The organism is Pseudoalteromonas sp. APC 3358 (assembly GCF_030408075.1).
Taxonomy (GTDB): Bacteria; Pseudomonadota; Gammaproteobacteria; order Enterobacterales; family Alteromonadaceae; genus Pseudoalteromonas; species Pseudoalteromonas arctica.
The window spans coordinates 395942-410115 of record NZ_JASDCE010000002.1; the positions used below are offsets into that span (position 1 = coordinate 395942).

Annotated in this window: 12 protein-coding genes; 3 read left to right on the top strand and 9 right to left on the bottom strand. The window is 36.5% G+C overall.

Translation table 11 applies throughout. The annotated features are described in order from the left end of the window. The first annotated feature begins 33 nt into the window (after window positions 1–33). Together QL995_RS04480 and QL995_RS04485 are read left to right on the top strand one after the other, a co-directional pair. A complete protein-coding gene (locus QL995_RS04480) occupies window positions 34–1857 on the top strand; it encodes a hypothetical protein (RefSeq protein WP_290293198.1) in 1824 nt (607 codons plus the stop codon). Window positions 1858–1953: 96 nt separating this feature from the next. Continuing rightward, window positions 1954–2808 (top strand): hypothetical protein, encoded by an 855-nt coding sequence (locus tag QL995_RS04485; RefSeq protein ID WP_290293200.1) that lies wholly within the window; start codon window positions 1954–1956, stop codon window positions 2806–2808. Window positions 2809–3048: 240 nt separating this feature from the next. Here QL995_RS04485 and QL995_RS04490 read toward each other — a convergent pair whose 3' ends face one another. The 8 genes from QL995_RS04490 to QL995_RS04525 all read right to left on the bottom strand — a co-directional run bounded on the left by QL995_RS04490 (window position 3049) and on the right by QL995_RS04525 (window position 11945). After that, entirely contained in the window at window positions 3049–3720 is a 672-nt protein-coding gene (locus QL995_RS04490; RefSeq protein WP_290293202.1) for a hypothetical protein, read from the bottom strand. Further along, window positions 3710–5245: an AAA family ATPase gene (locus tag QL995_RS04495; RefSeq protein ID WP_290293203.1), complete on the bottom strand. Its 1536-nt coding sequence runs from the start codon at window positions 5243–5245 to the stop codon at window positions 3710–3712. Before QL995_RS04495 ends, QL995_RS04490 begins: the two co-directional genes overlap by 11 nt. 2 nt (window positions 5246–5247) lie before the next feature. After that, entirely contained in the window at window positions 5248–5751 is a 504-nt protein-coding gene (locus tag QL995_RS04500; protein ID WP_290293205.1) for a hypothetical protein, read from the bottom strand. A 496-nt stretch (window positions 5752–6247) separates the two neighbouring features. Next, the gene (locus QL995_RS04505; RefSeq protein ID WP_290293207.1) at window positions 6248–7336 is read right to left on the bottom strand and encodes a hypothetical protein; all 1089 of its coding nucleotides are present in this window, start codon (window positions 7334–7336) and stop codon (window positions 6248–6250) included. An 83-nt stretch (window positions 7337–7419) separates the two neighbouring features. Then, window positions 7420–8292 carry a polysaccharide lyase family 7 protein gene (locus tag QL995_RS04510; protein WP_182672508.1) on the bottom strand — a complete coding sequence of 291 codons (873 nt, stop codon included), beginning with the start codon at window positions 8290–8292 and terminating at the stop codon, window positions 7420–7422. Window positions 8293–8607: 315 nt separating this feature from the next. After that, entirely contained in the window at window positions 8608–9540 is a 933-nt protein-coding gene (locus tag QL995_RS04515) for an exopolyphosphatase (protein WP_024609032.1), read from the bottom strand. A 145-nt stretch (window positions 9541–9685) separates the two neighbouring features. Continuing rightward, a complete protein-coding gene (locus tag QL995_RS04520; RefSeq protein WP_039484710.1) occupies window positions 9686–11134 on the bottom strand; it encodes a dihydrolipoyl dehydrogenase in 1449 nt (482 codons plus the stop codon). A gap of 82 nt (window positions 11135–11216) precedes the next feature. Next, the gene (locus QL995_RS04525) at window positions 11217–11945 is read right to left on the bottom strand and encodes a glutathione peroxidase (RefSeq protein WP_010553231.1); all 729 of its coding nucleotides are present in this window, start codon (window positions 11943–11945) and stop codon (window positions 11217–11219) included. Window positions 11946–12057: 112 nt separating this feature from the next. Between QL995_RS04525 and QL995_RS04530 the strand changes: the two genes are divergently transcribed. Beyond that, the gene (locus QL995_RS04530) at window positions 12058–12957 is read left to right on the top strand and encodes a LysR substrate-binding domain-containing protein (RefSeq protein ID WP_010553232.1); all 900 of its coding nucleotides are present in this window, start codon (window positions 12058–12060) and stop codon (window positions 12955–12957) included. Here the strand turns inward: QL995_RS04530 and QL995_RS04535 are convergent. Next, on the bottom strand, window positions 12954–14147 hold the full coding sequence (locus QL995_RS04535) for a flagellar assembly protein FlgT (RefSeq protein WP_101217123.1): 1194 nt from the start codon (window positions 14145–14147) through the stop codon (window positions 12954–12956). The two genes, QL995_RS04530 and QL995_RS04535, sit on opposite strands and share 4 nt — an antisense overlap. Window positions 14148–14174: the final 27 nt, after the last annotated feature.

The window sequence follows — 14174 nt, forward strand, 5'->3', positions numbered from 1 at the left end:
TATTACGCATTAAATAATGGAAGTTAAAAAGTAATGAATACAAACGTAATTAAAAAAATAGAAACATTAATGACTGAGCACATGCAAAGTGCGACTCGAAAACAGCTCGAAAACCACGCCGAATTGTATGAGCGTAGTGAAAGCTACTTAGACGATAAAAATCATAAAATAGCGTTTATCGGTAATGTTGGTGCTGGTAAAACAACATCAATTTGTCATTTACTTGGATTAGTGAGTAATGGCACGCCTGTATTAAGTACTGGCTCAGGTAGAACTACATTATGTGAAGTTCACTTAAAGCATAGCAAACAAGCTATGGTTGATGTTGAACCTTATACAAACGATGAGGTGCAAAGTTTTTTACTGGATTTTGCTTTATATTTAAAATCAGATAACAGTGATGCTGATCAGGAAGGCTTTAAATTAAGCGCTGAGGTTGAGCGCGCTATACGTAATATGCTTGATCTGAAAATAGAGCGTAAAAAAGTTGATGGAAAACGGATTGCCACTGATTTTGCGAAAGTGTTTGCAAAAGACTTTAGCCGTGATGAGTTAATTAATGAGTTTAATAAAATTATTAAGCTAGAAAAACGTACTCAAACGAGCTTTGAAAATGACGGCTCAGTGCCAAACTTAGAGTGGTTAAACAATACATTTAAACAAATAAATAGTGCGACTCAACCTAATGTTAGTCTGGCTAAAAAAATCACCCTTTACGTACCTGAGCTCAATATTAATAGCGGCGATTTTACACTTACTTTTGTTGATACAAAGGGAGTTGACCAAACAGTTAACAGAGTTGATTTAGACCAATGTTTAACAGATGACCGCGTGCTAAGTGTTTTCTGTACTCGCTTTAATGATGCGCCAGATCAAACCTGTTCACGAATGATCGATAGCGCAATTCAAGCGGGTTTAAAATCTCGTATAAATTCAGAATCAGCATTACTTGTTTTAGACCGCGCAGGTGAAGCTGAAGATGTTATGGATTATGAAGAAGCTGTCGGTGATAAAGAAGATGGTCGTGATATCAAAGCAGATCAAATTAGTAGTGAGCTTTCACAAAAGTTTGCTGTAAATAAATTAGATATTGAATTTTTTGATGCGAAACAGGATGAGCCGACTGACTTACTTAAGCTGCTAATTGATAAAGTATCAGCGTTACGTGAGGACCATCAAGCACGTTTAGCCGAAATTAGTAATTCAGTTAATGAGATTGAACTAGAGTTGAAATCAGAGTCAGCAGAGCTTGCAAAACGACAAGTAAAAATGACTTTGGAGCCTTGGTTAAAAAAGTCTCGAGGCTCTACACCTACGCTAAACGAATTTTTCTTACCTTTAGTAAAAACAATTAGCGCAAAAGGGACCTATGCCGCCAGTGTTAGGGCTAGTGTGAATAGAAGTGGTGATTGGCATAACCTAGATTATTATCAAGAAATAGCGTCGGGAGCACGTGCCCAATGCGTAAATAAAATTTACCCAGTCAAAAGCGATTTAAACACTTTGATCGAGAATATGCTTGCTCAAAATGAATTACAACCAGCACACTCTTTACTTAAGCAACTTAGAAATACAACAGATATACGTATAGATGAAATAGCACAGCTAGCTTTGTCAAAAGGTCGTTCTGCTTACGAAAGCACTATGAAAACAGATAAGGTGCTTTGGAATGTTTTATACAGAGAGTGGGGGCAGGGAGCTGGCTATAAAGACAGAGTATCTCAAAAAACTCATGATTGGTTTAAAGGGAATGATTATTCTCGCTATGAGTTCGAAGTTACGCGGGCCTTAGTAACCAAGTGGGAAAAGTATTTAGAAGAGATTGAACATTTAATAGGTTCTAATTTAGCTAGTTAATGTGATTTAAAACGATAGATATACTGATAAAGCATTTTAATATAAAAACTCTTCGTAATTGTTACTTAGAGATTGAACTACAAATAAAGGAATATAATGAAACATATAACCGCTTCAATTTTACTATTAGCATTAGCCGGTTGTGGAGGCAGTAGTGAAGGCGAGTCAGTAAATGGTTCAGTACCCGATAACAGCAGTGGTACTGTTGACTCAGGAAGTGAATTTAATCCTGGAGGGACGCCAAGTAATCCGAGTGAAGTTTCATTTGCTAAGAAAAATGAAATTAACGTTGATGCTTTCGATAATTATTTTACTATTAATTTAGAAAAAGACTCGAAGGTTTACATATCAGCATTGCTTGAACTTGGGATGAAGACACTTGATAAAACTAGATGTCGAAGTAGTACGGTTGAAGATAGTGGATTTATAAGAGTTGATAGCATCGGTGTTGCTTGTGAACACCGAGTTGTACTTGATTTAAAAGCTGGGCAGCACTCTATTAACTTTGAATATCCAAGATCTAATTATGGTTATTTTACAATAGATACTGTTGCGAATAAGCAAAGGACTATTTTAACTGAAAATGGATCTGGTGGTTTACCAAGTACGCCTAGAAAAATAAGCTTTACTGAGAATAATGAAATCAATAAAGACCTTAATAATAATTACTTTGTATATGAAGGGAAGACAGGCGATAAGTTGTTCTTAAACTCGTATTTGCAAGAGTCTATACCTGCTTTGATGCTGACTAGGTGTAGAAGCGGCGCAGGTGAAGATACCAGCGCTATTGGTTTTAGCATAAACGAAGGAGCTTATAGCTGTACAGAAAACCTTGAATATGAATTACCTGAAGATGGTACCTACTTTTTCCATGTGTTTTATATGGCGCCATCCGATGTAACTTACCCTGTTCCAGGATACTTTAGAGCTGATATTCAATACGCGCAATAAACTATTTCTGTATAAAGTGAGTTTTAATTTAATTATTTTAATTCAGATTTATTTAGAGTGTTTCAAAAAGTTTAAGAATGTTTTTTTGTTACACTCTATGTTACACCTTCAGTCCTTTTTTGCTCTTAAATCATTTAAAATCAAACTATTAACTGGTCTGTTTGGTGGTTGCAGGGGCTACCAATTAAATCAATGAGTTATATTTTTATTTTCTATGAGGTACACTGCTGTGTAGCATGGTTAAAAATATTTTCTTTCGATTCCTATGTTTGGATTTTCTAGTGACTGAAGTATTTCATCTACGGTCATTTCACCATTATTTTCTTGTAATTTCTGTATCGCATACAAAATATCCTCTCTGAAATGGTCATACCCAGCGTACTTTGCAACAAACCTTTTAAAATTACAGCAACGAAATGTGAATTCTGCTTTTTCTTTTCTCTCTTCAGGTAAATTATCTAGAGGCTCAATTATTTTGCTATCATTTTTAGAGATAATTTTAAAGTAGTCAGCATAGCTTTCATAAATAGGATGTATTAGCTTAAAGTCATTAGCTTCTTCTGGATAAAATTCGGGATTGTCACCTCTAGAAAGAAGTTCTGCTTTGTAGTTTTCCTTTGCTAAATTACATGACTTGCATGAGATAACTAAGTTTTTTGGTTCAAACATGAACTTGGGATAGCCTTTCTTAGGAAGAAAGTGCTCGCAATCCCATACTAGTCCATGAGACTCAAGGTTTTGATTGTTACAATAAGCACACCTGTGCTCCTGTATAGGTAAATAGTGGTCTCTTATTTCTTTTCTAACCTTATCAATTGATTCAGCTTCGCTCCAGAAATTATGGTCTTGCAAATCGTAGCGAGCAATTATTGCTAAAGCTTTTTCACTGAAATTAATTGGCTCAAATGGCATATAAATTCAAAGCCTTCTCAGCGATATATTTTACAGGGTCATCAGAATCAAGTCCCTGATAATATTTTTTCGCTATTCTTAGAGAGTCTAAATCATCTTTATTGAGCTCAATTTTATCTACCAATTTTGAATAAGTCGTCAATAATAACCTTAAAAGGTACTCATTTTTATGACCCGGAGTTTTAAAAAGCTGAGTTAGAAGTAAATCTGTAGATTTTTTTGATACATCTTCACCATCGATTGTACTAATATCATTATCTTCAATTAGTACTACAAATGAGCTATTAGGTTTAACATTAGAAATTATATGCGGAGAGTGAGTTGCAATTATGAAGTGGCAGTTACTATATTTTTTAAATTGCTCACCAATAAATGGCATAAAGGTTGATTGCCACTCAGGATGTAGACTAATTTCAGGTTCATCAATGAATACTACTGAGTTGTCTTCTAATAATGAATCGATGCCTACAACAGTGTTCAATATACTCAATTGGCCTGAGCTCAAGCTCATAGCATTAACCCACTCATCAGATGATTTAAACTCAGTTTCAACCAAATTAACAAACCCAAACTCAATCAATCTTTCTAGGCTTTTAGGACAATATTGAGGTGGGGTATCTTTCGTAAAGCGTACCTTAACAATATCAGAGGAAAACCTTTGACTTAATGTGTTTTCTTTACCCTGAGTATTATTGAATAAATCAATTATTGACTTTGCTTTTGAAATTTCATCTCTTAAATTGAAGTGCTCGGTGCTTTTTTTAAGCTCTTTTTCGTATAAAGATAATAAGTTTTCACTATTTCTTGAGTGTTGAGAGCTAAGTTTCAATTTAATATTTATATTGCTGGTCAACCCTACGAATTCAAGAATTGTATATGGGGCTTTCGGGAATTTTTTTGAAAGTAATTTCAACAATGATAATGTGAGAGTTTGAACTTTGTTATCTGCTTTTTCATCATCATTCCAAAAGTTCATTGAAGAGTCATTTACTTTTTTATGGTGTAAGTAATGGTAATTTAGAGTTCCATTCTCTTTCATCTCAGGAAATTTTATATAAGGGCTTTCAGAAACAGAGATTAATTTAGCGTCCATGAATAGTTTTTTTTCATTCTCTGTTGTATCAGAAAATAATATGCTCGAATCATAACGAAAGCTTTCATCGTTGAGATAAGTTACATCACCTTTGAAGTTTTTTATTTTCCTAGGTTCGTTAGTTTTAGATGTTTTTACAATAATCGAATTGCAATTTTTTGATGTAATTGTAAGCTTTATTTTCGCTGTTTTTTGAGGAGAAAGGGATTTATATTTCTCGTTTAAATACGGGTCTAATAAATCATTATATGGAGAGAATTTTTCGTCCTCAACTTTCACTCGAAGAATAGAAGAAATGCATTCACGTAATAACTCACTTTTACCTGAAGCATTTTTACCAAGAATTATTGTATAAACGTTTTCACTCTGTGATTTATTCGAATTTATTAATTTGTAACATTTGTCATTAAATACTACTTCCTGTATTAACACAGCTATATCCCTATAAATGCTCTAGAGTTGGAAATTGAACCTCTGGAGAACGAGTTGTTAACTATTTTTAATTCAGTGTGATCGCCAAATATGTTTAAACTAACAGGCCTTAGATCTAGTTTTATTACTTCAATACTCGTAGGCTTATGATCAGCTAGCTCCAATATAGTCTCATCACTGGCTTTTAATGAGATCCTAACCCCATGAACAGAATTTTCTACAATTATTTCAGGGTGGACAGAGTTTGACTCAATAACTAAATCAATGAAATTGTCTTCTCCATCTTGGTTTTTTACAAGAGTTGAAAGCCATACTTTCGGGATATCACCTTTTCTTATAATTAAAGGTCTCCAAGAATAAATATCATCATTTTTTTTAATCTCTCTTTCAATTAAGAAGGGTGTGCTTTTCACGATATTGCTACAGAAAATAACAGTATTATATTGTTCTTGATCTTCGTAAGATGTGCTTAAGCCTTTCAAACTGTTTAATTCATTATCACTCACACTATATTCCTATTTTCGTATGCTTTCACTGAAGTTGATATTTTGCTGGCGAACCTGTTTAGTTTCGAAAGCTAGCATCAAAGTTTATAAAGTAAAAGAACTAATTCTATTATGTATATAGTCATAGTACAGTTATTTACAGAACTCCAAGTAAGATCCTTTTTGCCATCCTGGCAAATAGTAAGTTAAAGGTGATTTTGGCTTTGTGCTGTTGTTTGGTATGAGCTAAAGCTTAGTTTAGAGCTTTAGCTATTTGAAATTTTGTATTTAACTGCAATTTTATTTAAAAGGAATAGCTTTAGCTCTTTTTAGATAATAAGGAGCTTTAGCTAATGCGTTCTAGCTTTAGGTTATGCCTTTTCTACCTTCCATGGATAATGCCTTGTGCTATTACCTTTTTACAAGCGGTTTTACCCGCGAACCATAAGCCTTTTACTTTAAGTATCAGTTCACCATTGCAATGGCTTTGTAGGGATTAGTATTTGTCTATGCCTGCTTAATTTTTAATTTGTTTATATTCTTGGTAGGTAATATAAAACAACTCTTTTAGCGTGCTTTGTGCTGCCTGGTTTAGCGGGTCTGATTGATTACTAGCTATGTTTAATAACAGTTCTTTGATCTGATTTGAGCGCGGTACAATGCCAGTGTGAAGCCCACTTAAAATCTCATGGCGTGTTTCAATATCATAGTTTGAATCTATAAATTGGCTTGCCATATGCTCTCGTTCTTCGTTGTTGCTAAATTTTAATGCGTTATTAATAAGTTGGCTGCGGTTAGTAGTATTGCTAGTCGCTAATAGGTTATTTATTCGCGTTAACATTTGCTCTTTTTCGTAGTTATCCATATGAAAAGGTTTTAATAAAGTTAATGCATCTAAAACAATGTGCTCAGAGTCTTCAGCGTAAATTGCGATATCAGCAAGGGCAGTTTGAATACGTGGATTTTCAATATTATTATTTAGGTTTGCGGCAAGTAATAAGAACTGTTCTTGTGATTTAATATCATCATTTTGACTAAGCTCAAGCGCAACACTCGTTAAGGCAAGGCTACCTTGGTGTTCAGGTAGTTCTTGTAAAATAGATACAATATGATGAAATTCTTTTGATTCAAAACTGAGTGTCCTCATATGATCAATTAAGTTAGCTTGTTCATCGGCAGAGGTGACGAGTAAGTTTTTAAAGGAATCAAGTGCTTCTGCTATTTCACCTTGGTCAGCATAATTCCCCATTTCAGATAATATAATCACTTTGTTTAACATTGATATGGCATCGTAGCTGTCACTGCTTTGAAAGTGAGCCTCAACAGGGTTAACAAAACTTTCGTTGGTATGGTTTGGAATAACCTTTACTTTGCTTTCTGGCGGCTCGTTTAGGTTTTTGTTAGCTAGGCGAGTATCTAATTTTTCGTGGTTAGTGGATGTGAGTGGTTGAATTTTTTTTACTTCATACGATTCAACTTCTCCCGTGAATGAGTCAAATACATCTAATAAAGCAGTAGAATAACCACATAGAAACGCGAGAGCCATCAACGTTAATGTAGTCGATTTACTTTGCCATTTTGTTGCTTTGTTTTTGCTTTTTGTCATGATTGTGCTTATTCATAATTTATTTATGTTAGCGCTAAGTAAAGCTCGTCGTATATTTGACGAGCTATACATATAACTAACGCTTAATAAAACTTTAAGTTTTTAGTTGCTACTTTTGCGCTACCATCTGTGTTTATGTAAACACCTGTTTTGAGGTAGAGTTTTTTATTTTTCCAGTCAGCGTTATTTCTTAAATCGATAGAGCTTCCAGTTTTTACTTCTGATTTATTGCCATCACCGTCTTCATCGTAAATATCTTTACGTGGCAAGTTAATATATGAGTTGTTGACCTTTAATCTCAGCTTTCCGTTAAATAAACCAAGTCTATAAGTTTTAAATGTTTCGTCGTAATTACCTACGTAAATATGTGTGAAACAATCAGTTCCTGAGCAGTTCATGGTTCTGCGAAGTGAAAGGTAGATCCCTTCAGGTGAATTGTTGTATGCGTCTTTTTGTTCGCCTGCTGCAGCCCATTTAAGTGCGGCTAATGGCCCTTTTTGTCCGCTTTCATCTACGTGCACTTGCGCAAAAATGGCTTTTCCTAGGTTTGATGATTTAGATACAAACTTTGAATTAATTCGGATGTAGCGGCTTGATGATGTATTTTCGCTAATTTTAAACTCGCGTTCCTCACGAAGCTCTGATCTATTACTATCACCCGATTCATAAAAGTAAAGAACGGAGCCATCTGAAGTTGTATAAAAATGGTCGTTTTTCGAACTGCTGTTTTTTATTTGGCTTTGTGAGTAGCAAGTTGTTGAGCTTGGACCAACCTGTAACTTAGCTTTTCGTACTTCTGTACGTTGATTGCCAGAAACATATCCAGGTGCGTAAGAGCCGCTAGGGGCGTTACCACTGTAGTTACATGATGCCATTGCTTTGCCAGATGAAGCACCTAACAAAAGCACGGCGAGTACCGATATTGCAGATATAGTTGTTGTGTATTTGTGTTGCATTGTATTTTCCATAATTGGTAATAATTAATTTTTATTTTTGGTAAGGCTTCAAGTGAAAACCTTACTGTCCAATATGTTAGCTTCTCATTTACAAATTGGCAACAACAAGTTGTTCTTATCTTTGGTACTAAAAATTTTTTGTAAACACGAGTTCATTTATGGCAGGTAGGCAAGGTGCTTGGTCATATTGTACAAAAGTGAGTAAAGTAGGAAGTATACAAAAACAAAATGAAGGAGAAGTAATTGATATTAAATATTACAAAAAAAGCGAGTAAACGTTAATTTACTCGCTTTTACATAATTAAATATTAAAACCTAGCCATCACTTGTAATCGTATCGATTAGCTCACTAAGTACGGCTTCAGATTTACTTGTTTCTACTTGGCAAGTACCTGCATTTAAATGACCACCACCGCCGTATTTAAGGCACAGTTCGCCAACATTCGTGTTTGAGCTGCGGTTAGTGATTGATTTACCAACGGCATACACTACGTTTTGTTTTTTAAGGCCCCACATTTTATGAATCGAGATATTGCAGTCGGGGTACATTGCATAAATAACAAATCGGTTTGTGGCGTAAATAGTTTCTTCTTGAGTTAAATCAAGAACCACTAAGTTTTTATGGACGGTAGCGCATTGAGAAATTTGCTCTTTAGCTTTTTCGTTATGCTCGTTATATAAAGCAACACGCTCGGCTACGTCTTCCATTTGTAGGATTTCTTCGATGCTTTGATCTTTACACGCATCAATCAGTTTCATCATTAATTGGTAATTTGAAATTTTAAACTCGCGAAAACGACCAAGGCCAGTTCGCGCATCCATAATAAAGTTCATTAAGACCCAATCGGTTGGGTTTAATATTTCGTCTTTTGAAAACTGAGCAGCATCGCCTTTATCTACCGCGTCCATCATTTCAACAGAAATATTTGGAAGTTTTTCAGCGCCGCCATAATAGTCATAAACTACGCGAGCTGCTGATGGGGCTTCTGGATCAATAATATGATTTTTTATGTCGCTTGAGTTACGAACGGTTTCGCTAAGGTGATGATCGAATGCGATGTGACAACCTGCAACGTAGGGGAGGTTGGTGGTAATGTCGTTTTCGGTAATGTCTATTTTGCCATCTTGCATGTCTTTTGGATGAACAAACAAAATATCGTCAATTAGGTCTAAGTCTTTAAGCAATACGGCACAAACTAAGCCATCAAAATCGCTGCGAGTGACTAGTCTAAATTTATTATTGGGCATAGCTATTCCATCTTTTTAATTGAATTATCAATTAAGTGTAACAGCTAAATTTTTTTTTGAGAGGTCAGCTTAAAAAAATTATAAAAAAAAGCCAAAACGTTAGTTTTGGCTTTTACTTAGCAAGTTTGTATGTGTAGTAAATAGGTTATGCGCCTGGACCACATTCCATACATGAATTTACAATGTCTGGGCCAAATTTAAGTTTGGCATTTAAGTCGCGAAGGGCGGTACGTAACCCTTCTTCAATTACTGGGTGGTAAAATGGCATATCAAGCATTTCTGGTACGGTCATTTTGTTTTGTACAGCCCATGCTAGTAAGTGAGCGATGTGTTCGGCTTGTGGGCCAATAAACTCAGCACCTAAAAATAAGCCTGTGCCTTGCTCCGCATATACACGCATATGACCTTTGTTTTTAAGCATTACTCGGCTACGGCCTTGGTTTTCAAAGCTGACTTCGCCTACTTCAAAACAACCACATGGGCCTAAACGGTCGGTAATTTGCTTGTAGCTTTCGCCTACCATTGCTATTTGTGGGTCGCTAAATACAGCTGCAATTTTAGCTCTGCGCAGACCTATACGCACATCTGGGAAGCGCCCGGCATTTTGACCTGCAATAGCACCTTGGTCTGATGCTTCGTGTAACAATGGGAGCATGTTACTCGCATCGCCTGCTATAAATATGTTCGATTCACCACACTGCATTGTGTGTGTGTCTGCGTGCGGTACGCCGCGTTCATCAAGTTCAATGCCTGTGTTTTCAAGGCCTAGTTTATCTACGTTAGGTACTCGGCCTGTGGCTGCAAGTACGTAGTCAAACTGTTCGGTGTGTTTTTCACCTTGTTTGTCGGTGTAAGTTAGCTGTGCTTTGTCACCAACTTGCATCATGTCAGATACGTTTGAGTCGGTATCTACAAAAAATTCTTCAGCAAAAACAGTATTTGCATAGTCTTTTACTACTGGATCTGTAAGTGGGCCAATTGCGCCGCCTACACCAAATAGTTTTACATTTACGCCTAGTCGGCTAAGTGCTTGGCCAATTTCAAGACCTATTACACCAGGGCCAAATACAGCGACTGATTCTGGTAGGTCATCCCAATCAAATACGTCGTCGTTTATAATAAGTTTGTCGCCAAAGTTATTAAATACGCCAGGGTACGAAGGGCGTGAACCGGTGGCAATTACAAAGCGTTTTGCTGTAATAATTGTGTGGTCGTCTATTTGTATGCGGTTTGTGTCTAAAAATTTAGCGTAACCACGAATTTTATCACCATCTGGTAATTCATCTACGGCTTCTACTACGAATCCTGCAAAACGATCTCGTTCACTTTTAACGCGTGCCATAACTGCTTTGCCATCAATGATAGGCTTTGAGCTATGAACACCAAATGCAGGTGCCATTTCAATTGCGTGTGCAGCTTCAGCGGCTGCAATCAATAACTTACTTGGCATACAACCAACACGTGCACATGTGGTGCCGTATGGGCCTGATTCGATCATTAATACATTTTGTGTGAACTGTTTAGCATTACGATAAGCACTTAAACCAGCAGTGCCTGCGCCTATAACAACAACATCGGTTTGCAATTCTTTCATAGTATTTTTTCCTCTAATAAATAGGGGCATAAAAGCCCCTATTTTTTACCTACTAACGTTAGGTATTTAATTTACTTATTAATTAAGCAAAGTATTTTTCTAAGTCGTCTGAACCACCGATGTGTTTACCACCAATGAATATTTGTGGAACAGTGTCACGACCAGATACAGCTTTTAGACTTGTTAGTGATGCGCCTGCACCCATAACAATCTCTTCATATGCGAAGCCTTTTTCTGCAAGAAGCTCTTTTGCTTTTTTACAGAAAGGACAGCCAGGTTTAGTAAAGATGCTTACTGGTTCTGGTTTAGCTTGCTTAGGGTTGATGTAATCAAGCATTGTGTCTGCGTCTGATACTTCAAACGGGTCACCTGGTAAATCTGGTTCGATGAACATTTTGTCGATCACGCCATCTTTAACAAGCATAGAGTATCTCCAGCTGCGCTTACCAAAGCCTAGGTCGTTCTTGTCTACTAACATGCCCATGCCGTCAGTAAATTCGCCGTTGCCGTCTGGTAATAAAGTAATGTTTTGCGCTTCTTGATGTTCAGCCCATGCGTTCATTACAAAGGTATCGTTTACTGATAAACATACAATTTCGTCAACGCCGTTTTGCTTAAGTACGCCTGCTAATTCGTTGTAACGTGGTAAGTGAGTTGATGAACATGTTGGTGTGAATGCACCTGGTAGTGAAAACACTACAACAGTTTTACCTTTAAAAATGTCATCTGTTGTTACTGATTTCCAATCGTTATTTTGACGAGTTGCAAATGTAACACTTGGGATTGTTTGACCTTCGATATTGTTTAACATAATTTTTGTTCCTCTTGATTTGTTGATAGCCATTATGGTGAATAATTAAATATAGTTCCAATCGTTTGTTTGTATTAAACTGATAGTTATAAACTATCACGTAGAGCTGAATATGAACTTAAAAGATTTTGAATATGTAAAAGCAATAGCGCAATATAAACATTTTCGCAAAGCTGCCGATGCATGTTTTGTTAGTCAGCCTACATTAAGTGGTCAAGTAAAAAAACTCGAAAATGAGCTTGGCGTTACTTTGTTTGATCGCTCAACCAAGCAAGTTACCTTAACAGCAAAAGGTGAACGTTTGTTGACGCAAATAGAGATTATTTTAGAACAAACGCAAATACTCAAAGAACTTGCTGCTACTTCTAATGAGCCTCTACAAGGTAAATTAACTATTGGTATTATTCCTACCATTGCGCCTTACTTGTTGCCTGCGTTACTAACATCGATGAAAGCGGCATTTATTGATAGCCAGTTTTCGTTTATTGAGATGCAAACAGCAACAATTTTAGAAGCTTTAAACAAGGGTGAACTCGACTTTGCTATTTTAGCCGATGTGCCAGAGCTTATTAATTACCATACGGTTGCTTTATACAAAGAAGATTTTTTAGTGGCGGTATCACACGATAACGCGCTGTCTAAGCATAAAAAAGTAGCGCTGAGCGATCTTCAAGGATGCAGCCTATTAATGTTAAGTGATGGTCATTGCTTTAAAGATCAAGCCCAAAAGTTTTGTTTTTCTGCAGGAGTCGATGTATCTAACCAGTATAAAGGTAATAGTTTAGAAACATTATTAGCGTTAGTGGCCATGGATGACGGTATTACATTTGTACCAAAGTTGGCATGTACCGACCGTGTAGGGATTGATTACTTGCCTATATTCCCTAATCAGCAGCGTAATGTGGTGTTTGCATGCAGAAAGCATTATCCGCATTTATCTGGTGTAGAACAATTGGGCGAGTGGTTATCGGCTCACCCTAATTTAAAAGCTAAATTGAGTAAAAAACTCTAAAGATCTTGGCTGATTATTTCTACTACATCGTTAATTTGCACGCCAGGTAGCGGTTTGTCATCAATACTGACAGCTACTGCAGTTTGCTGATAAAGCTGCTCTACGCGAATTTTATTAAGCGTGGTGATGGTGTGTGGCATAACATTACCTGCCGCGTCGGTTAAATAGTTATGGTGCGCAATGCTTAGCATTTGGCCTTTTTTTAACCCATGAGCTTTACCTAAGTTAATAACGATTTTGCTATTTTCCATATGCATTATTTTACCTTGAGTAGGTAAACACGCCATAGCTGCTTGAATGTCATAACTTACTGATTGGTTGATATCGGTTATGCTTTGCCCATAAGGCGATTGCCAAAACCTATCACTATTAACATCAACTATGGTTGTTTTTTCAAATGGCCAAATTGCTTGAGTATGGTAACTATTTTGCCAAAGTTGTTCATAGGTAGTGCCATCAAACAGTGCAAACTCAATGTTGTAACTGCGCTCATACGCCTCGTCTTGCCAAAATGCATAATCGTTATTGAGTTTGTCGCTAGTCGAAAGGCTGGTTATTTGGCTAAGCAGAACATATTGAGCGTTACTGCGCGAAGATATTTCTTCTAATTGGGCATTTGAATAGTCGTGCTGCTGCGAAAAGTATTTATCAACGCTTATTGCATTATTATAGTAAGCAATAGGTACTGCGCTCATTTTTGATTTTTGCAGGGAAGTAAAAATATTTTTGCTAATCGCTTTGCTTACGTCAAATATTTGACCCATTTTAGCGTGTTCACGATGAACAAGTTGGCTTTGTGTAACGGCCACAAACTTATTAAAACTATTTTGTGGGCATTGCTCTGTTTGAGAAAAAATATCGAGTCGTAATGTAACGGCAAATTTATTGTCGTATTTATTTTCGCTGATCAGTTCAATTTTTTGAATTTCGCCGTGGCTGCTAATTTTTAGCTGATCTTGCATTAACACGCCATCTACCAGGGTTTGTACAGAGCTAACCCGTGCGCCAGAGAACACTAACGCTTGTGTAATCGCATCTTTTATAGCGGCAGATTTAGCTGCGCTCGTATCACCATTTTGAACGTTCGCGTGACCCGTTGATTCATACCACTGTGCTTTAGTAAAAGGGGAGAAGGTTAATAATGCCGTTACACTTAATCCTGCAAATGCCAATGATAAAAACGACTTCATACTTTTACTCCAATTAAACGTTAGCTA

Coding starts and splice junctions, on each gene's coding strand:
- QL995_RS04480 (WP_290293198.1), top strand. CDS start 34: ATGAATACAAACGTAATTAAAAAAATAGAAACATTAATGACTGAGCAC.
- QL995_RS04485 (WP_290293200.1), top strand. CDS start 1,954: ATGAAACATATAACCGCTTCAATTTTACTATTAGCATTAGCCGGTTGT.
- QL995_RS04490 (WP_290293202.1), bottom strand. CDS start 3,720: ATGCCATTTGAGCCAATTAATTTCAGTGAAAAAGCTTTAGCAATAATT.
- QL995_RS04505 (WP_290293207.1), bottom strand. CDS start 7,336: ATGACAAAAAGCAAAAACAAAGCAACAAAATGGCAAAGTAAATCGACT.
- QL995_RS04510 (WP_182672508.1), bottom strand. CDS start 8,292: ATGCAACACAAATACACAACAACTATATCTGCAATATCGGTACTCGCC.
- QL995_RS04515 (WP_024609032.1), bottom strand. CDS start 9,540: ATGCCCAATAATAAATTTAGACTAGTCACTCGCAGCGATTTTGATGGC.
- QL995_RS04520 (WP_039484710.1), bottom strand. CDS start 11,134: ATGAAAGAATTGCAAACCGATGTTGTTGTTATAGGCGCAGGCACTGCT.
- QL995_RS04525 (WP_010553231.1), bottom strand. CDS start 11,945: ATGTTAAACAATATCGAAGGTCAAACAATCCCAAGTGTTACATTTGCA.
- QL995_RS04530 (WP_010553232.1), top strand. CDS start 12,058: ATGAACTTAAAAGATTTTGAATATGTAAAAGCAATAGCGCAATATAAA.
- QL995_RS04535 (WP_101217123.1), bottom strand. CDS start 14,147: ATGAAGTCGTTTTTATCATTGGCATTTGCAGGATTAAGTGTAACGGCA.